The sequence below is a fragment of the Micromonospora sp. BQ11 genome (assembly GCF_052068135.1).
Lineage (GTDB): Bacteria > Actinomycetota > Actinomycetes > Mycobacteriales > Micromonosporaceae > Micromonospora.
In genome coordinates this window covers 140,981-159,893 of record NZ_JBQHDB010000005.1, presented here as the reverse complement: position 1 = coordinate 159,893, position 18,913 = coordinate 140,981, and the positions used below count along the sequence as shown (strand labels likewise).

The following is an 18,913-nucleotide window of genomic DNA, read 5'->3' as shown; positions in this document are numbered from 1 at the left end:
ATCGGGCACCGGTCGGGTCACGCGTGTTAGCTGGCGAAGATCGCCCGTGCCGGGAATTGGCCGGTGCGCCGCCAGGCGTTGACGATCTTGGAGGTGATGGCACCAGCGGCCGAGTCGAAGTGAGCGTCGTCGACGCGCGCTTCAAGGGTGCCCAGGTGGATCGTCAAGATGCGGTCAAACCTGTCGCACATGCCGAACTTGTACCGGACCTCCTTGGAAGAGGCTTCCACCCGGCGTGCGACCACCAGCATGCCCACAATCCGACCTCAGCTCTGACCAGGCCGGCTCGGCGAGCCCGGGAAACCCGCCGCGTAGGTCGCATCTACCAACTCCTGGAGGTGACGGATGATGTCCGCCTTCTGGCCTGTGTCGGGTAGTTGCTGCTCTCCGGTCGCAACCAGGCCATGCCGCCAATGCGCGACGATCTCCTGCTGGACGGGATGCGGCATCTCATCTATCCACAATGAGCCGAGGTTGTTGTCGACGATCTCCTGGAGGTGCTGCGCCGCCTGCTTGTCAGACACCCGGGAGATCAGGAATTCAAGCGTCCAGTCGAACAGGCCGCCTGTTGCGGTCCAGTCGACTCCGGGCTTCAGAACGATGATGCCGGCCATCACTTCCCCACGACGAATACCGGTGAGCTGAGGCTGCGGTCCAGGACGCCTTTCACGCCACGATCACGTGGCCAACCGATAGTTCGGAATACCGCAGCTCCGTTTCTCGGCGGGGTCGTCGGACGACCGGGCCACGACTCCCTCCGGAATCGGTACCCGGGAGATGTGGATGCCCTCAAGGCAGGTGTCACACCAGAACGAGGCGTAGCCGTACGTCGACTCTGGCGGCCCGGTGAAGACGAGCCGTAGCGTGCGGTGCTCGCAGTTCGGGCACGGCAGGTCCGTGGCTCCGGGCTGTGCACGATAGGCGACGTCGTAGGCGTCGAGCCACTGCTCGAAGGTCGCCATCAGTCAACTCCTTCCGGCCGAGGCTGCTGGGCGTTCCACCACTGCTCCTCGTGCGCGTAGGCCCGATCCTCGAAGGCGTCGGCCTCCGCACGTGTCGTGGGGTAGGGACGGCCGTCCCGAAGTTCCGACACGTGGAACCTTTCGTGCTCGAGAGTACGGGCGAGGTCCTCTTCACTCCGGAATGCCTCGCGGCAGAGTGTGACCGACCCGTCGGGCCTGGTCATCCCGCACACTCCGGAGACGCGGTTGTTGATGTTGAACTGGATGTCGGAGACCTCGATGCCGTACTTGGCAGCGATGGTCCGCACCGACGCCATCGTCATCGGCATCCGCGGGCCGGCACCCCTGCCGCGTACCCGGCTCAGGCCCTCCGTCTCCACGTCTGTCCGACTGAGCCGTCCCAGTGCCTGCTTCAGCTTGTCGATGAGGTCGCCCAGGCGACGCACCTCCGGAACAAGCCGACGAAGGCTGTTGAGGAGTGCGCGGAGCAGCTTCGCGATACGAGCCGCCCAGGACGCCACGAGTGTCGTGACCTGCTCCACGACCAGGGGTGCGGCAAGTCCCCCGGTGATGAGCAGCTCGCCCGCGTACACGATGAGGCGGGACACACAGGTGGCGATGGCGTCGCGGACGAGCAGTCGGACGGCGGCGACCAGGCCGGCGGTGCCTTCGGTGATCGCGGCCATGGCGTCGGCGCCCATGGCGAGGCCGGTGACGGCCTGCTGCTGCTCGGCGGACCAGCTCCGGTAGGCGGGTCCGGCGCTGCCGCCCCAGCCGGCGACGTCGGTGCGGACGGCGGCGGCGAGCTGGGCGGCTTCGTCGCGCAGGCTTGCGGCGACGTTGCGCCAGGTCTGGGCGTGGGCGGTGATCTGGGCTGGATCGCCGGCGAGCCAGTCCAGAGCCTCGCTGAGCGGCTTGACGTGCTCGATCAGCCAGGCGATGCCGTACTGGAGGAGGGCGCCGACCGGGTCGGAGACGAAGGCGAGGGCGTCGAGCCCGGCGCTGACCACGCCGAGGCTGCCGTCGATCCAACTGCCCGTGTGTACGCCTTGGGCGATGAGTTCGATGTCCTCGAGGATCCAGACGCCGGCCCAGGCGCTCGGTGGGGCGTCGGTGACGGGGGCGACCAGCGGGTTGGCGGTCACCGGCCGTCCCGTGCGCGACGGAGCAGTTGTTCGGCGTGGGCGTCGGAGGCCCGGTAGTTGGCCGCGCTGGTCCGTAGTCGGCCGGCGGTGTCACGGACCGACCCGGCGGCGGTGCCGATGCCGTCGACGAGCGTCCGCTGGAGGCCGTCGAGCAGCAGCGGCATGATCGCGCACAACTGCCCGTACGCGTCGGTGCCGAGCCGGACGTGCTGACCTGCCTGCCGGGCGGTGTCGAGGTCGTCGGCGCTGCGGTCGAGGCGGGCGGCGTGGCGGATCAGGTCGTCAGGGTCGACCTGGATGCCGTCACCGGTCGGCATCCGATGGGCCCTGGTCAGGGTCCAGGCGACGTCGGTACGAGGCGACGAGCGCCGCCGCCGTCGGATCGCCGGTACCGAGGGCCTGCGTGGTGATCTCGGTGACCTGCCGCAGCAGATCGTGACGGGCGGCCAGGGTGGTCTGCAGGATCTGCCGTGCGGTGAGTGTCGCGGACTGCTGCCGGGTGCGTTCGTCGAGCCGAAGATCGGCCAGCAGACCGGCCGAGTCGACGGTGACCTCGACCAGCCGATCCGGGCTGCGGCCGTTGCCGGTAAGCACCTCGATCTGCGCGGACAGCGTCCGTGCCTGGGTCGCCCGTTCGGCGATGGAGGACTCCCAGTCGTCGATACGGCGCGCCGTCGCGTCGAGCGCGGCCTCGTCTGCCCACATGCGTGACCCTCCGGCACACCGACGTAGGCGGTCGCCGATGTCGCCGCCACGTTATCAATCGGTGGCGCTGCGTGCTGTCCCGGCGAGTTGCCAGGTAGTCACCGCGCTGCTGCGTAGCAGCGGCTGGTCAGGCTGGGCGACGGGTCATCGAGGCTTTGCCGAAGCCGCGCAGGAGCAATGTGGACGGTATCGCCCGGACCGCGTCTGGCGGCTTTGCGAGCCTGAACAGGCGACGCCGGTGAGCCTGAGCGGCGGAGACGCCGGCCGCGCATGGTTGGCGGAGCCGGTCCTCGAAGCGATCCCGGCGTCTCCGTCGTTCCTCAGGCGGCCAGCGAGCCCAGGCTGACGCCGTCGAGAAGGTTGATCAGGTCGTCGTCGCGGGTCACCTCGTAGCCACGCCGGCGCAACTCCGCCACCACCTCCGCCTCGCGGTCGAGCGGAACCTCGAGGTACTCACCGTTGTGAGTCGTGAGCACGATTTTGCCGTACCGGTCCTGCAGGTCCTGCGGCAGCATGTCGAGCGCCCGCGTCGTGACCATGGCGGGCCAGTATCCTTCCACGACCGCGCCCACCTCGGTGATGTCGAAGGGCTTGTCGTCGGCGTAGTCCTCCGGCTCGTAGCAGTCGGGGCCGGCGGGGTTCGAGAGGTGGGTCATCTGGACCTGCCGGGCCTCGCCCCACGTACGGGCAGCGGCGAGCGCCCTGATCTCCGCGGCCTCTCCGACGGCGGTGTCGGCGTCGATGAAGGCAAGGCAGTCGTAATTGGTGGCGTGGCCGTAGACCAGGCGCTGGGTGTTCGGGTGGTGCGTCGTCATGGCGCACATCCTGCCTGAGGCGTACGACAACCAAGATCAGGTGTTGATGTGGCGACCTGAGCCGGGATGGCTGTTCCATCCTCCGGACGGGTCGTGATGATCACGAAGGGATGAGGCTGACCTGCGATCCGGGCGAATGATCTTGTCCGCTCGGGCCAGCTACCCGCGGCGCCACCGCCCCTAGCCTGATCCGCACAGCACCGGCCCGTACCTGCGCAGGTCAGGCGTAGGCGACCGGCGGTGTTGCCACCACGCGGGGCTGTCGCCAGCCTCGCGGATGACGGGGGTCAGTGTGGGTGCTGGAGCTGAGCGCAAGCTCATCAAGGTCGTGCAACAGGCGCTGTCGCGCGGGCCACTGTCGCAGGAGGCGCTGCTCGCGGCACTCCGGCAAGCCGGTGTGCGGGCCGACAGCAGCGAGGTTTACATCGCCTGCGCAACCCATGGTCTCGCCGACCTGCAGGGCGACAACTGGGTACCGCGAGGCTGGGCCGCCCCGGTGACCGAGACGCCGCCGGCTCCTTCCAGCCGGCGCCCTCCGGAGCCGCCCGCCGCTCGGCGAGCAGCCGTGGAGGTACGGCAGCTCGCCTCCTCGATCGGCATCCCGATGGACGAGCCGAGCCCACCGATCGGACCGGTGCCCGCCTCCTGGCCCCCGATTGCGGAGCAGGCCGCCCGGGCGCTGCACGAGGAGCTCCGGGCCGTTACCGACAGGCGCACCCTGCAGGACGTACCGGTCAGCAGCGGCTTCGTGGTCGCCGAGACGACGTCCCGGAAGCTGATGCGGTTCGAGGCCGAGGGCGATCTCGGCGTGTCCGAAGGCGCCCAGGCGACGCTGGTCGTCGACGGCGTGCCGATCGATGTCGAGGTGGTGTCGGTCTTCGGCAACGTGGTCACGCTGTCGGTGCCGCCAGCGGCGACAGTGCCGGCGGAGGCCGTGCTGCGCTGTGACCTCTCCTGGCTGCTCTCCGCACAGAGCAAGCGCCTGCGCGAGTTGGTCAACGGCGGGCCGGGCTTCAACGCCGAGGCCGCAGCGGCCCTGCTGACCGCCGGTCGCGGTGCCGCGCCGCAGGAGCTGCCGGCCGTCGCGGTCGAGCACCTCAACCACGGGCAGCGGTACGCCGTCGAACTCGCGCTCACCCCTGGAGTCACCTGGCTCTGGGGCCCGCCGGGAACGGGGAAGACCACCACCATCGGCACCCTCGTGGCGGAACTCTGCGTACGCGGACTGCGGGTGCTGCTCACCGCCCCCACGAACGCCGCCGTCGACGTCGCGGTCAAGGCGGTTCTGAAGCAGATACCCGAGCTCGCCGGTGGCGGCTTGGTCCGACTCGGCCAGCCCTCTGACGCCTCCCTCATCGGGCGTCCCGACGGGCACGTCCTGATCGACGAGATCGCTGCAAAGCGCGGCGAGGCCCTGGCGGAGCTGCGGGTCCGCGAGGGACAACGGGTCCGCAGCCTGCGGGAGCAGCTCAAGCCCCTGGAACGCCGGCACGCGAGCCTGACCGACGAGGAACAGGGACAGCGGCTGACCCTGGAGCGGGGATTGGCCGACGCCAGCGCCCGGATCCGGGAACTCGACGAGTCCCTGCATTACGTACGCCGACAGGTCTGCCGCGAGGCGGAGGTGGTCGCCGCTACCTCGCACCAGGTGGTGCTGCGGACGCTGCGCGAACTCACCTTCGACGTGGTGATCCTCGACGAGGCGAGCATGACCACGACGGCGCTTGCGATGCTGGTCGCGGGCGCCGGCAGCGGCCACACCATCGTCGCGGGCGATTTCCGGCAACTGCCGCCAGTCGTCGTCGCCGACACCCCGTCGGCACGGGAGTGGCTGCTGAACAGCCCGTTCGAGAAGGCCGCCGTGGATGTCGCGGTGAGCAGGGGAATGGCACCTGGTCGGCTCGCGGCGCTCACCGAGCAGTACCGCATGCGTCGCGACATCAACCACGTGGTGAGCGAGGCGTTCTATCCGGAGAGTCCGCTGGTCACCGCGCGACAGGTATCCACCAGGTCGCGCAACAGCAGAGCGGACTGGGCCGGCGGAGAACTTGTTCTTCTCGACACGTCCAGGATCGGTGCGAGGACCGCTCGGAAACAGGGCATGTCCTCTCGGTACAACCTCATGCACGCGCAACTCGTCGCCGGGCTCCTCGCCGACTCCGGCGGTGACGTGTCCAGCCTCGGTGTCATCTCGCCCTTCGCCGCACAGGCCCGCCTGCTGGAATCGCTCCTTCCGGCATCGGACCTCGAGGATTGGGCCGCCTCGACCGTGCACCGATTCCAGGGAGGTGAGCGGGACATCGTCGTCTACGACACCGTCGACAGCGGCACCGGCGTACGTCCGCTGCACCGCTGGTTCACCGAGGGAGAGTCCGGCGGTGACGGGGCCCGGCTGCTGAACGTTGCCGCCAGCCGCGCCCGCGACCACCTTGTCGTCGTGGCGGCTCTGGACCAACTGCACCGCAGCCGTACCACTCAGGATGCGGTGCGGCAGTTCTTCGCGAAGCTCCTCGAGCGCGGCCAGGTGGTTCCGTGGGAGACGGCACTCGACTACTCGCCGGCGACCCGACGGGTGACCGGGCCCGTCACGGAGCCTCTCCGCGACGACCTCGCTGGCGCCGGGACCGTGGAGATGTGGCTGCCCCGGGCGCCCCTGGTCGGGCTGCGGGCGCTGATCCCGTCGCTCAAGCTGCTCGCTGAGCAGGACGTGGCGAACGAACCAGTGACGATCTGGGTCGAGCCCGACCCGGACGGCTACCTCTCGGCCGAGGCGATGGAGGCCACGCGCGGTGGCGTGAACATCCGCCCCTGTGTACCGATCCTCGAATCCAGCGTCGTCATCGACGACGTGGTGTGGACGTCGACCGGGTCGCTGCTCGGCCCCGACCCCGGTGTGGTCCTGCGGACCCGGCACACGGCATTCGCCGACGCGGTGCGGCGGGCGCAACGGCGACGGCCCGGCATCGCACCCGGCAGCGGGCAACTGGGCGATGACTGTGGTCGCTGCTCCCGTACCTTGGTCCGGTTCGAGGTGGGCCGGCGTGGCCTGCCGACCGTCGGTTACGGCTGCATGCAGTGCGACAGCACAAAGAGCAGGCAGAGCCGCGATGTGTCGGAGAGGCACTGACCTGGGGACGTCCCTGATGCCTCATGGAGCCGACGGAGCCCGGTGGCTGCCCGGCGGATGTCCAGGCCGGGCACACCGACGTGAGCCGGTTCCGATTAGCCTGCGCTCGTGACCACTGAGCGACCGCGTCCCGACGACGATCCGGCCACGGAGAAGCATGCGTCGCCACGGCGCGAACGAAGCAGGTTCTCCGACTGGGGCCCTGACTACGCCCCCGAGATCATCGAGGGCTACGAGGAGCCCCCGTACGACGAGCCGGAAAGCTGACGGGGGTAGGGGTTGCGGTACGAACTCCACTTCGAGAACGAGCTACCAGCGGAGCCTCTGCGCCGCTTCCTGCATCAGGAGTACGGCATCGCTCCGGAGGCCCTCTACGTCGGGCGGATCCAGGACCGGGCGGTGGACGACCCCCGCCCGGTCGCCATGCTCACCCCGCCGGACGAGGACGAGGGCTTCGGCTGGATTCTCACCGGTGACACGGAACTCGCGGACGCCACGGGCCAGAACGAGCGAGATCTCGCCGTCACGCTGGCCCGCACCTTCGGCGTACGGGCCCTGGTCGACGACGGCAGCATCCACCCCGACCGGTGGCTGCTGGTCAGCACGGACGGAAGTAGTGGACGCGTCACCATCGACGAGGACGCGGCGGCGGACGGCAACCTCCGCATCGTGCACGCGCTGGAGCCCATCAGCGGTGAGCCGCAGCTCGCCGTGGTGCCACCACCGGACTGGGCCCGCGACTGGTGACGAAGAGCCCCGGGTAGTCGGCGCGCGACGGCGGCGCCGGTGACACAAGAGCCCTGACCGGCCCGCAGCCATGCAGGCCAGCGCTGTCGCGTCTGGGCCATGGCCCAACTGCGCCAGCCTCCACGCGTTGCCGCGACACGAAGATCGCTCGGAAGATCCTGGGCACTCGCCACACTCCATCCGCCCAGGAAGGGACCTCCTTGCGTCCTCTACCGAAACGCAGATCGGGGCTGATCGCGCTCGGCGTGGTCACCGCCCTGACCCTGTCCGGCGCGCCGGCCACCGGTGCCGCGCCGACCGGCCCGGCCGGTCCGGTGCCGCCCGCCGGCACCGCCGTCCCGCCTCCGTCGCAGGGCGGAACGCGCAGCGTCACCTTGATCACGGGGGACAAGGTGACGATCGCCAACAGCGACGGGAACACCGTCCACTCGGTCATCAACCCGAAGGGCACCAGCGCCGCCTTCCACCGCGTGGTCGTCGACGGCTCGACCTACGTCTACCCCGAGGCCGCGCTGTCGTACGTCGACGCCGGCATCCTCGACCGGCGCCTGTTCAACGTGACCCGCCTCCTGGCCGACGGCTACGACGACACGCGCAGCGAGCGGCTGCCGCTGATCGTCCAGTACACCGAGGCCGCCGCCCGGTCCCGTCGCACCGCGCCGGTGGCTGGCTCGACGGTCGTACGCCCGCTGGAGAGCGTGCGGGGCGCGGCCGTCACGCAGGATCGTGACGAGGCGCCGGCCTTCTGGTCGGCGCTGACCGCGACGCCCGCGGCCCGGCGCTCCGGAGGCCCGGCCTTCGCCGGCGGCATCGCGAAGATCTGGCTCGACGGGAAGGTGACCGCCAGCCTGGCGGACTCGACGGCGCAGATCGGTGCGCCGGAGGTCTGGGCGCAGGGGAACACCGCCACCGGGGTGAAGGTCGCGGTCCTGGACAGCGGCGTGGACCCCGGGCACCCGGACCTCGCCGAGCAGATCGACGCTACCGCCAGTTTCGTGCCGTGGGAGGAGTACGTCGACGACTACAACGGCCACGGTACGCACGTCGCCTCGACGATCGCCGGAACCGGCGCCGCCTCCGACGGCAAGGAGCGGGGCGTCGCCCCCGGCGCCCGGCTGCACATCGCCAAGGTGCTCGACTCCGACGGTCGGGGACAGGAGTCCTTCATCCTCGCCGGCATGGAGTGGGCCGCCCGCCAGGAGAAGGCCCGGATCATCAACATGAGCCTGGGCGGTGGCGGCACGGACGGCACCGACCCGATGAGCGTGGCGGTCGACACGCTCAGCGCCGAGACCGGCGCGTTGTTCGTCGTCGCCGCCGGCAACGACGGCCCGCGCACCATCGGTACGCCGGGCACGGCGGACTCCGCCCTGACGGTCGGCGCGGTCGACGGCACCGACACGCTCGCCGGCTTCTCCAGCCAGGGCCCGCGCACCGACGGCGGGTTGAAGCCGGAGATCAGCGCGCCCGGTGTCGACATCCTCGCCGCCCGCTCGCAGCTCGTCCGTGGCTCGGGCCTCTACCGGTCGATGAGCGGCACCTCGATGGCGACCCCGCACGTGGCGGGCGCCGCCGCTCTGCTCGCCGCCGCGCATCCGGACTGGACCGGCCCGCGGCTCAAGGAGGCGCTGGTCAGCAGTGCCAAGGCCACGCCCGCCTACACCCCCTACCAGGCGGGCGGCGGACGGCTCGACGCCGCCGCGGCGGTGCGCGCGACGGTCTTCGCGACCGTCAGCGCGTACTCCGGTTTCCAGTCCTGGCCGCACAAGCCCGGCACGGTCGACACCCGGAAGGTGACGTACACCAACGTCGGGGACGCCCCGGTGGACCTGGCCCTGAAGGTCGACGTCGCCAACGCTCCGGCGGGGCTCTTCACCCTCTCCGCCGACCGGGTGACCGTACCCGCGGGCGGCACCACGACGGTGACGCTCACGGCGGAGATGGACCGGCTCGCCGCCGAGCAGGAGCTCAGCGGCATGATCATCGCCACCGACGGCGCGGGCGCGGTCCGGGCCCGGACGCTGATCGGCGCCGGCAAGGAGGGCCAGCGGCAGAACCTGACAATCGTCGCCAAGGACCGCTCCGGGAAACCCGCCTCCGGCAAGGTCATCGTCACCGCGCGGAGGCTATTCGCCGCGATCGACCTCGACGAGGCCGGCACCGCCACCATGCGGCTGCCCGCCGGCAGCTACAGCGGCTGGCTCGCCACCGACGTGCAGGGCGCCAACGGTCCGCGTTCCCTCGGCATGGCGCTGCTCAGCTTCACCGACGTCAACCTGGACCAGGACCGTACCGTCACGCTGGACGGGCGGCAGGCCCGGCAGATCAAGGCGTACGTGCCGCAGCCGGGCAGCCCCTTCGGGATGCGTGTGGACGTCCACCGGTCGTTCGGCGACAGCCTCGTGGAGAGCTCGGTGCTGCCGAACGAGTCGTACGACAGCATGTGGGCCCTGCCGACCGGCCGTGCGGTGACCAACGGCAGTTTCGAGTTCGGCGCCCGCTTCCGGCTGGAACAGCCGGCGCTGACCGTACGCACCGGGTCGCAGACCTTCGACGACCTGCTGGTCAAGCGCGGCGCCACGCCGCTGCCCAAGGGGATCCGCACGCTGACCGCGGTCTTCGCCGGCGACGGCTCGGCCGGGGAGCTGGCCGGCCGCGACGTACGCGGTAAGGCCGTGGTCGTGCGTCGCATCGACGACGTGGAGATCCGCCAGCAGGCCGAGGCCGCCGCGGCGGCCGGTGCGCTGCTGCTCCTGGTGGCCGGCGACGGCCTCGGTCGGCCGCAGCCGTGGGACGAAACACCGTGGAGCCCGGAGAGCCCGGCTCCGCTGACGGTGGCGACCCTCAACGCCGACCAGGGGTCGACGCTGGTCGAGGCCCTCGGCCGGGGTCCGGTCGAGCTGACGGTCGGCTCGAATCCCACCGCCGAGTACCTGTACGACGTGGTGCGGCACTGGAATGGTGCGGTCCCCACCGACCCGACCTGGCGCCTGGAGCAGCGCGACCTGGCCCGGGTGGACGTCTCGTTCCGCAACCACCGGCCCGGCAAGGCGCGGGAGTTCCGCGCCGACGTCTGGCACGGCTGGATCCTCGCCAACGAACTCCCCGTACCCGCGCAGGGGGAGCGGACCGACTGGGTCACCACGGGCGCCGACTGGTACGAGACCGCCGGCATCACCGGCGAGATGGGGCAGGCCTCGATCGACGTGCTCCGCTACCCGGCGAGGAAGACCAGCCGGGTGAGCTGGTTCGGGCCGATCCACCGGCCCCGGATGGGAGCCATCGACGGCCTGCCGGTGCGCTACCTGGACGGGGTCTACATCCCGGTGCCCGGCTGGGGTGACTCCGGCGCCGGCCACGTCGGCGACACCCGCGGCAACTGGGACGTGAAGAACCGGGCGACGCTCTACCAGGGTGATCGGGAGCTGCGCTGGGGCAACGCCGAGTTCCTGCCGGTCACCGGGCTCGCCGCCGAGCGGCTGCCGTACCGGCTGGTGGTCGACAACGACCGGGCCGAGTGGGCGAACCCGTACTCGCGGCGGACGCTGACCGAGTGGATCTTCAGCTCGGCGGCGACCGGCGTCGAGTCCGCCGAGATCCTGCCGCTGATCCAGCTCGACTACGGGGTGGAGACCGACACGGCGGGCCGGGCGGCCCGCAACGGCAGGCTGACGGTCACCGCCTCGCACCTGCCCGGTGTGCAGGGCGAGATCGGCGCGGTCACCGTCGAGGTGTCGTACGACGACGGGGCGACCTGGCAGCGTACGGAGCTGACGCGGGACGGTGGCGGGTGGCGGACGAGCCTGAAGGCGCCGAAGGCCGCCGCCTTCGTCACGCTGCGCACGACCGCCCGGGACAGCGCCGACAACACCGTCTCGCAGACGATCACGCGGGCCTTCGGCCTGCGCTGAGCGTCACGGGAGGGGAGGGGGCGGGGCCGCGTTCAGCGGTCCCGCCCCACCGCACGTCCTGCCTCAGGCGTACGACGTCCAAGATCCGCATACGGCCGGGGCCCCGTCCACCGGTCGGGTGACCGCTAGGCTGGCCCTCCTGACCTGCCCACCTGGAGAAACGCCCATGTCCGACAGCGTCTTCGCGCAGTTCACCGCCGACGACGACCAGCTCGCCGTCGCGTTGCTCGTGCAGCCGGCGATCAACGCCGCCCTGGTGCACAACCGGGTGCCGCTGGTCCGCCACCTCACGCTGGTCAACCGGGGCACGGAACCGCTGGTGGGCGTGGCGCTGACGCTCGAACTGCGAGGGCCGGACGGCGCGCTCACCGAGCCGTGGACGCGTACGCTCACCGCGCCGCTGCGGCCCGGCGCGAGCACCGGCTGGGACGACTTCCGGGACGTCACGCCCGACCGCGCGCTGCTGTACCGCACCGACGAGGCGTTCCCGGTCGACTACCGCCTGACGGTCGAGGCGGGTGGCAAGCCGCTGACGCTGGTCGCCCCGTCGCGAGTGCTGGCCCACAACGAGTGGTTCAACAGCCCGGCCCTCTACGACAGCCTGGCCGCGTTCGTGCAGCCGAACACCCGCGCGGTGGAGGCGGTGCTGCGATCGGCGGCGCAGATCCTGCTCGCCCGGACCGGCTCCGGCTCGCTGCAGGGCTACCAGGAGGGCTCGGACCGGGCGGCGCTGATCGCCGGCGCCGTGTACGAGGCGCTGCGCCAACTGGAGATCACCTACCAGACCCTGCCGGCGTCGTTCGAGAACACCGGCCAGAAGGTACGGACGACCGCCGCCGTGCTGGACGGGCGGCTCGGCAACTGTCTCGACCTGTCCGTCACGTACGCCGCGTGCCTGGAGGCCGCGGGGCTGCACCCGCTCGTCTTCATCAGCGAGGGGCACGCCTTCGGCGGCTTCCTGCTCGAGGAGGAGCGGCTCGGCTCCGCCGCCGTGACCGAGACCAACCTGCTGATCTCGATGGTCGACTCGGGCCGGGCGGTGCCGGTCGAGCTGACCCGGATCGGGCCGGGAGCCCAGACCGCGACCTTCACCGAGGCGGTACGGGTCGGTCTCGGCCACTTCCGCGGCGAGGGCCAGCGCCTGCAGGGCGTCGTCGACGTCCACCTGGCCCACCGCTCCGGCATCCGGCCGCTGCCGTCGCATGACGAGCTGGCTGTGCCGGTCGACGCCGAGACGACCACCGACACCGCCGCCGCGTCCCTCGACCTTCCGCCCGGTGTCGCGGCGGCCAAGTTGCGCCAGCTCGCCGACGAGGGTGACGAGGTGCCGCACCAGTCCGACGGCTCGCCGGCGCGCATCCAGCAGTGGAAGAAGTCCCTGCTCGACCTGAGTCTGCGCAACCCGCTGCTCAACCTGCCCAAGCGGGGTCGCGGCCTGGACCTGCACGTGCCGGCCGGTGCGCTGGCCCTGCTCGACGACCTCATCCACGACGGCCGTCAGGTGCAGGTCATTCCGCAGGACGACATCAGCCACGTCCACGAGCTGGCCGGCGCGCGTCGGGCGCAGGACCTCGACGCCGAGATCCTGACCCGGGAGCTGCGCACCGACCGCCGGGTCTACGGCGCCGTCACCGACGCCCGCTACAAGACGGTGATGCGGGCGCTGCAGCGCGAGGCGCGCACGATGGAGCAGGAGACCGGCAGCAACTACCTCTACCTGACCATCGGCACGCTGGTGCACACCAGGACGACCGGGGGAGAGGCGTACGCGCCGCTGTTCCTCCTGCCGGTGCGGATCGAGGGTGGCACCGGCCGCCGCCGGTACGCGATGGTCATCGACGGCACCGAGGTCGCCAGCCCCAACCACTGCCTGATCGAGTGGCTGCGGGTGAAGCACGCGGTGCGGATCCCCGAGCTGGAGCGACCGGTCCTCGACGACGCCGGGATCGACGTGGCGAAGACGCTCGCCGCCATCAACACCGGGCTCGTCGACAACCGGCTCAACTACCGCATCGACGAGACCGCCAGCCTGCGGCTGCTGCAGTTCTCCACCTTCCAGATGTGGCGGGACCTCGGCGACCACTGGCCCCGGTTCCTGGAGAACCCCGTCGTCCGGCACCTGGTGGAATCCTCCGGCGCCACCTTCGACGACCCGGCCCGCCCCGACCACCAGGCGGAGGTGGCGGTCGAGGAGGCGGAGCTGCACCTGCCGATCCCCGCCGACGGCTCCCAGATGCAGGCGATCGTGATGGCCGAGCGCGGCCATTCCTTCGTCCTGGAGGGCCCGCCCGGCACCGGCAAGTCGCAGACCATCACCAACATGATCGCCCGGGCGGTCACCGCCGGCCGGTCGGTGCTGTTCGTGGCCGAGAAGCAGGCGGCGCTGGAGGTCGTGAAGCGCCGCCTCAAGCAGATCGGTCTCGGACCGTTCGCCCTCGACCTGCACGGTCGCAAGCAGTCCCTCAACGCGATTCGCCAGCAGCTCCGCGACGCCCTCGACCAGTACGACCCGGGCGGCGACGGCGACTGGACGGCCGTCGAGACGGCCTACCGGACGCGGCTCGCGCCGCTGGTCGACTACCCGGCGCAGGTCCACACCGCCAACGGAGTCGGGATGTCGCTCTGGTCGGCCTACGAGCAGGTCCTCGCGTACGGCGACGGCCCGGTCGCCCCGATCCCGGTGAGCTACCTGCACGCGTCCGCCGAGGCACGCGCGCAGGTGGAGACGACGTTGCGGGAGTTCCCGGCCGCCGCACGCTCGGCGCGGATCCGGCCCGAGCACCCCTGGGCGCTCAGCGGATGCCGCACCCTCGACGGGCTGCACGGGGCGGCCGTCACCGAGATCGCCGCCGACCTCGAACGCCTCCGCGCCGACCTCGCCTCCCACCCCCACCTGGTCGACCTGCTGCGCACGCTTCCCGCCCCGGAGACGGTCACCGAGCTGCAGGCCGGCGCCTGGCTCGCCGTACGCGGACTGCTCCCGGACCGGGAGACGACCCTGCGCGCCGACGACCGGCGGTGGGACGAGGCGGTGGCCCGGCTCCAGGCCGACCTGGCCGCCTTCCACCAGGGGTTCGCCGGTGAGCTCGCCACCTTCCGGCCGGACGTCTTCGCCCGCCCCGAGCTGGCCGCCTGGCACGCCGAGGCGCAGGAGGCGGCGAAGAAGCTGTTCGGCAAGCGCAAGCGCCGGCAGGCCGTCGTCGACAAGCTGGCCGTGCACCTGGTCGCCGGCGCGACGGTCGACGCCGAGCGGGTGGAGGTGACCACCGGACGTCTGGTCGCCGCCCAGGCGCAGGCCGCCACGCTCCACCAGCACGTGGCCGCGGTGGGCGGACTGCGGTTGCCGGCGTGGCAGCCCACCGACCCGGACGCCCCGCAGCGGCTGGCCGAGGCGGTCGAGGCGACCCGGGCCGGCCGCACCCTGCTGGCCCGACATCCGCAGGCCTGGGACCTGTTCCACCGTGGAGCCACCGAGGTCGACGCCGCCCTCCTGGACCGGGTCGCCTCCCGGTGGCGGGCCTGGCGCGGGGTGCTCCGCTCGGCCGCGGCCGAACTCGCCCTCTGGTCCGGTGGCGCCACCTGGGTCGACGCCTGGCAGCGCGACGGCGCGACCTGGCTGCACGACCTGCGTACCGAGGAGCTGTTCCCGCTGCGCCGCTGGGCGACCGTCCTCACCCACGCCGACGTGCTCGCCTCCGCCGGTCTGACCGACTACCGGGACCAGCTGCTCCGCGCCGAGGTGAACGCGCAGCTCGCCGAGGAGGCCTACCGCCGGGGAGTCGCGGCGGCGTCCCTCGCCGAGCGGGTCCGGGCCGGGGGCCTGCAGTATTTCGATCCGGAGCTGCACGACGACGAGATCGCCCAGTTCGAGACGGCCGCCGGTGAGCTGCGGTCCGCCCTGCCCGAGCGCCTGCCGTCGGTGCTGGTCCGCCGCCGCCCGTTCAGCCCGACCGACCGGCGCGGCCGCTTCGCCGACTTTGCCGCGGAACTGCGCCGCAAGCGCGGCGGCCGGTCCTTCCGGGATCTGTTCGAGCAGTACCCGGACGCGGTACTGGCGTTGACGCCGTGCGTCCTGGTCAGTCCCGCCTCGGCGGCGAACTTCCTGGCTCCCGGAAGCCAGCGGTTCGACCTGGTCATCTTCGACGAGGCGTCCCAGATCCGCGTCGCCGAGGCGATCGGCGCGATGGGTCGGGGCAGTGCCGTGGTGGTCGTCGGCGACTCCCGGCAGATGCCCCCGTCCACCATCATGCAGGCCAGCCACACGGTGGACGATGTCGACGAGGGCGACGGCCCGGTGCTGGAGGACCTGGAGAGCATCCTCAGCGAAGGCGTCGAGTCGGGGCTTCCCCAGCGGTGGCTGTCGTGGCACTACCGCAGCCACGACGAGTCGCTCATCGCCTTCTCCAACCGCTACTACTACGACAACAAGCTCTCCAGCCTCCCGTCACCCGGCGCCAGCAGCACCGCCGGCATCTCCTGGCGACGGGTCGACGGCCAGTACGACCGCGGCGGCTCGCGCACCAACGAGGTGGAGGCGCGGGCGATCCTCGCGGACATCACCCGCCGCCTGCACGACCCGGTGACCGCATCCCAGTCCATCGGTGTGGTCACGTTCAACATCCAGCAGCGCGACCTCATCCTCAACCTGCTGGAGGACAGCACCGATGCGATCATCCGGGAACACCTCTCCGGTGCGGTCGCCGAGCCGATCTTCGTCAAGAACCTGGAGAACGTGCAGGGCGACGAGCGGGACGTCGTCCTGTTCTCGCTGGCGTTCTCCACCAACCCGGAGACCGGTCAGCTCCCGCTGAACTTCGGCCCGCTCAGCCAGGCCGGGGGAGAGCGGCGGCTGAACGTGGCGATCACCCGGGCCCGCCGGCAGGTCGTGCTGTTCTCCTCCTTCGACCCGTCGGACATCGACCTGTCCCGTACCTCTGCCGTCGGCACCCAGCACCTGCGGGCGTACTGCGAGATGGCGGCCGCCGGCGCGGACCGCCTGGGCGACCTCGCCACCGACCGCACGGAGCGACGCAGCCGGATCCGCGACGAGGTCGCCGCGGCGCTGCGCGACCGCGGCCACGAGGTCCGCACCTCGCACGGCCTGTCCGACTTCACCGTCGACATCGCGGTACGCCGGCCGGGTTCGCCGCGGTGGCAGGTGGCCGTCATGCTGGACGGTCCCGACTGGAGCGCCCGGCCCACGGTGGCCGACCGCGACTCGGCGCCCGCGCTGCTCCGTACGATCATGGGCTGGCCGCAGGTCGTGCGGTTCTGGCTCCCGGCGTGGATCCACGACCGGTCGGCGCTGCTCGACCGGGTCGACGAGGCGATCACCCGGGCCGAGGCGCCCGAGATCGTCGAACCGGAGCCCGCGCAGGCGGAGGCGCTCGCGCCCCCCGACGACGTCGCGCCGCCGCAGCCCCGGCCCGCGGCGGACGTCGACCTGCCGCAGCAGCGTCCCGGTCCGGATGCCGAGGTGTCGCAGGAGCGCCCCGCAGAGCCACCTCCTGGCACGACGCCGGCACCCGTGACCGGAATCGCCGCTCCGCCGGCGTCGCGTCCGGTGGCGGTCGCGCCGGCGACCGCGCCCGGCACCATCACGGTGAGCCCGTTCGTTCCGTACGTCCCGACACCGCTGGGCGACCAGGCCGACCTCGACCTCTTCGCCACCGACCAGCGGGTCCGCGGGCTCATGCGCACGGCGCTCCGCGAGATCATCGAGGCCGAGGGGCCCGTCGAGCAGCACCGCCTCGCCCGCCTGGCCCTCGCCCGGTTCGGCTTCCTCCGCACCCGCGAGGACCGCCGCGCCGCCGTGCTCGCGCTCGTCGACTCCCGCCGGTGGTACGCACACCCCACCGTGGGCCGGTACGCCTGGCCCGACGGCGCCGACCCACGCACGTACCACGCGTACCGGGTCACCCAGGCCAGCAACGAGCGGGCGTTCGAGGAGGTGTCACCGGAGGAGGTGGCGAACGCCTTCGTCCACGTCCTGCAGGGCGTGCCCCACCTGCCGGAGGAGCGGCTGCTGCGCGCCGGACTGGAGCGCCTCGGCTACCGGCGACGCACCGACAAGATCGACAAGCTGCTCCGGTACGGGCTGCACGTCGCCGTCACCAGCGGCCGCCTCCGCCACGACGCGGAGGGCCACCTCACCCTCGGCTGACGACACCCGCTGCTGACGACACCCGAGAACAGGAGACCCCACGTGCCCAAGGCGTACTGGATCAACACCTTCCGGTCGATCACGGACGAGGAGAAGCTGGCCGCGTACATCGAGCTCGCCGGGCCGGCCATGCGCGCCGCGGGCGGCACGTTCCTGGCGCGCGGGCTGCCGGCGTACGCGTTCGAGTCGGGGATCGTGGAGCGCACGACGCTGATCGAGTTCGACAGCGTCGACGCCGCTGTCGCGGCCTACCACAGCCCCGCCTACCAGGAGGCGCTGCGGGCGCTCGGCGACGGAGCCGAACGCGACCTGCGCATCATCGAAGCGGTGCCCGCCGCATAGGGCCGGGGCCGGGTGTGCCGGCGCCGCGAACGGGTACGCCCGACCGGTCGAATGGGGGAGGCGTGCATGGCGAGCGAGGCGCCGGACTACTTCCAGCCCGAGAACGGGATGGTGCTCACCACCCTGCTGATCGTGCGGGACGTGGACCGTTCACGGGAGTTCTACCAGCGGGTGCTGGGGGCGACGGTGGTGCGGGACCGCCTGCCGGCGATCCTGCGGTTCCACAACAGCTACATCGTGATCAACGACGAGGGCGGTCCCACCGACGACAAGCCGGACGTCCGCGCGCAGGCGCCGCCCGACTCGACCACGCTGAGCAGCGCGATGAACATCCGCGTCACCGACATCCACGCGGTCTACGAGCAGTGGCGGTCGCGGGGCGGGGAGTTCCTGACCGAGCCGAAGGATCACGGCGTCGAGACCCGGTGCTACCTGCGGGACCCGGACGGCTACCTGATCGAGCTCGGTCAGGCCGGCAGCATCCTCGCCGAGATGGGCCGAACCGCCACCGCCTGAACGCGGCACCCGTTTGTGGCGGGCAGTCATGGGTAGCCACGCCTGTCCGGGAAACGGAAGGGGCAGGGCATGACTGAGCTGGCGTTCTTCGACAAGGTGGCCGCGCGGGCGGGTGTCGCTCCGGATACGGCGCAAGCTCTGACCGAGGCCACCCTGCGTACGCTCTCCGAGCGGATCAGCGGCGCCGAGGCGGCGGCCCTGGCCGACCACCTCGCGTACGAACTGCGCGACTCCGTGCTCGCGGGCGCGGACGAGCCGGAGGCGTTCGGGTACGACGAGTTCCTGCGGCGGGTGGGGGAGCGTGCGGCCGTGGAGGACGACGTCGCCGAGCGCGGCGTGCGGGCAGTCCTGCAGACCCTGCACCGCCCGGTCGGGCATCACGAGTTCGAGGACGCGATGGCGCAACTGCCGAAGGAGATCCAGGCCCTGGCCGAGCCGGTGCCCCGGAAGCCCTGACCGGGCCCGCGCCGCCTCCGATCG

The 18,913-nt window shown here is 71.6% G+C and carries 15 protein-coding genes; 8 read left to right on the top strand and 7 right to left on the bottom strand.

From position 1 onward, the window contains the following. Positions 1 to 26: 26 nt before the first annotated feature. The 7 genes from ACTMSW_RS12805 to ACTMSW_RS12775 all read right to left on the bottom strand — a co-directional run bounded on the left by ACTMSW_RS12805 (position 27) and on the right by ACTMSW_RS12775 (position 3,627). The gene (locus tag ACTMSW_RS12805; RefSeq protein WP_441181055.1) at positions 27 to 251 is read right to left on the bottom strand and encodes a hypothetical protein; all 225 of its coding nucleotides are present in this window, start codon (positions 249 to 251) and stop codon (positions 27 to 29) included. Between the two features lie 15 nt (positions 252 to 266). Further along, positions 267 to 614, bottom strand: coding sequence for a hypothetical protein (locus ACTMSW_RS12800; protein WP_441180797.1), 348 nt, complete (start codon positions 612 to 614; stop codon positions 267 to 269). A 63-nt stretch (positions 615 to 677) separates the two neighbouring features. After that, positions 678 to 962, bottom strand: coding sequence for a hypothetical protein (locus ACTMSW_RS12795; RefSeq protein WP_441180796.1), 285 nt, complete (start codon positions 960 to 962; stop codon positions 678 to 680). Beyond that, on the bottom strand, positions 962 to 2,107 hold the full coding sequence (locus tag ACTMSW_RS12790; protein ID WP_441180795.1) for a WXG100 family type VII secretion target: 1,146 nt from the start codon (positions 2,105 to 2,107) through the stop codon (positions 962 to 964). The genes ACTMSW_RS12795 and ACTMSW_RS12790 overlap by 1 nt, the downstream gene beginning before the upstream one ends. Further along, on the bottom strand, positions 2,104 to 2,424 hold the full coding sequence (locus ACTMSW_RS12785; protein ID WP_441180794.1) for a type VII secretion target: 321 nt from the start codon (positions 2,422 to 2,424) through the stop codon (positions 2,104 to 2,106). Before ACTMSW_RS12785 ends, ACTMSW_RS12790 begins: the two co-directional genes overlap by 4 nt. Beyond that, complete coding sequence (locus tag ACTMSW_RS12780; protein WP_441180793.1) at positions 2,411 to 2,812, bottom strand: YbaB/EbfC family DNA-binding protein; 402 nt, start codon at positions 2,810 to 2,812, stop codon at positions 2,411 to 2,413. Before ACTMSW_RS12780 ends, ACTMSW_RS12785 begins: the two co-directional genes overlap by 14 nt. A 320-nt stretch (positions 2,813 to 3,132) precedes the next feature. Beyond that, entirely contained in the window at positions 3,133 to 3,627 is a 495-nt protein-coding gene (locus tag ACTMSW_RS12775) for a hypothetical protein (RefSeq protein WP_441180792.1), read from the bottom strand. A 292-nt stretch (positions 3,628 to 3,919) separates the two neighbouring features. Here ACTMSW_RS12775 and ACTMSW_RS12770 point away from each other — a divergent pair, with 292 nt between their 5' ends. The 8 genes from ACTMSW_RS12770 to ACTMSW_RS12735 all read left to right on the top strand — a co-directional run bounded on the left by ACTMSW_RS12770 (position 3,920) and on the right by ACTMSW_RS12735 (position 18,889). Next, positions 3,920 to 6,754: a DEAD/DEAH box helicase gene (locus ACTMSW_RS12770; protein ID WP_441180791.1), complete on the top strand. Its 2,835-nt coding sequence runs from the start codon at positions 3,920 to 3,922 to the stop codon at positions 6,752 to 6,754. A gap of 108 nt (positions 6,755 to 6,862) precedes the next feature. Next, the gene (locus ACTMSW_RS12765; RefSeq protein ID WP_441180790.1) at positions 6,863 to 7,021 is read left to right on the top strand and encodes a hypothetical protein; all 159 of its coding nucleotides are present in this window, start codon (positions 6,863 to 6,865) and stop codon (positions 7,019 to 7,021) included. Positions 7,022 to 7,033: 12 nt separating this feature from the next. Beyond that, entirely contained in the window at positions 7,034 to 7,501 is a 468-nt protein-coding gene (locus tag ACTMSW_RS12760) for a hypothetical protein (protein ID WP_441180789.1), read from the top strand. A gap of 200 nt (positions 7,502 to 7,701) precedes the next feature. Next, positions 7,702 to 11,412: a S8 family serine peptidase gene (locus tag ACTMSW_RS12755; RefSeq protein ID WP_441180788.1), complete on the top strand. Its 3,711-nt coding sequence runs from the start codon at positions 7,702 to 7,704 to the stop codon at positions 11,410 to 11,412. 166 nt (positions 11,413 to 11,578) lie between these two features. Continuing rightward, positions 11,579 to 17,575, top strand: a complete 5,997-nt coding sequence (locus tag ACTMSW_RS12750; RefSeq protein WP_441180787.1) for a DUF4011 domain-containing protein — start codon at positions 11,579 to 11,581, stop codon at positions 17,573 to 17,575. Between the two features lie 42 nt (positions 17,576 to 17,617). Then, positions 17,618 to 17,917, top strand: a complete 300-nt coding sequence (locus ACTMSW_RS12745) for a DUF1330 domain-containing protein (protein ID WP_441180786.1) — start codon at positions 17,618 to 17,620, stop codon at positions 17,915 to 17,917. Positions 17,918 to 17,983: 66 nt separating this feature from the next. After that, a complete protein-coding gene (locus tag ACTMSW_RS12740; protein ID WP_441180785.1) occupies positions 17,984 to 18,433 on the top strand; it encodes a VOC family protein in 450 nt (149 codons plus the stop codon). 69 nt (positions 18,434 to 18,502) lie between these two features. Continuing rightward, positions 18,503 to 18,889, top strand: a complete 387-nt coding sequence (locus ACTMSW_RS12735; RefSeq protein ID WP_441180784.1) for a DUF2267 domain-containing protein — start codon at positions 18,503 to 18,505, stop codon at positions 18,887 to 18,889. Positions 18,890 to 18,913: the final 24 nt, after the last annotated feature.

Excerpts from the sequence above, each read along its gene's own strand:
- ACTMSW_RS12805 (WP_441181055.1), bottom strand. The coding sequence starts at position 251 with ATGCTGGTGGTCGCACGCCGGGTGGAAGCCTCTTCCAAGGAGGTCCGG.
- ACTMSW_RS12800 (WP_441180797.1), bottom strand. The coding sequence starts at position 614 with ATGGCCGGCATCATCGTTCTGAAGCCCGGAGTCGACTGGACCGCAACA.
- ACTMSW_RS12795 (WP_441180796.1), bottom strand. The coding sequence starts at position 962 with ATGGCGACCTTCGAGCAGTGGCTCGACGCCTACGACGTCGCCTATCGT.
- ACTMSW_RS12785 (WP_441180794.1), bottom strand. The coding sequence starts at position 2,424 with ATGCCGACCGGTGACGGCATCCAGGTCGACCCTGACGACCTGATCCGC.
- ACTMSW_RS12780 (WP_441180793.1), bottom strand. The coding sequence starts at position 2,812 with ATGTGGGCAGACGAGGCCGCGCTCGACGCGACGGCGCGCCGTATCGAC.
- ACTMSW_RS12775 (WP_441180792.1), bottom strand. The coding sequence starts at position 3,627 with ATGACGACGCACCACCCGAACACCCAGCGCCTGGTCTACGGCCACGCC.
- ACTMSW_RS12750 (WP_441180787.1), top strand. The coding sequence starts at position 11,579 with ATGTCCGACAGCGTCTTCGCGCAGTTCACCGCCGACGACGACCAGCTC.
- ACTMSW_RS12740 (WP_441180785.1), top strand. The coding sequence starts at position 17,984 with ATGGCGAGCGAGGCGCCGGACTACTTCCAGCCCGAGAACGGGATGGTG.
- ACTMSW_RS12735 (WP_441180784.1), top strand. The coding sequence starts at position 18,503 with ATGACTGAGCTGGCGTTCTTCGACAAGGTGGCCGCGCGGGCGGGTGTC.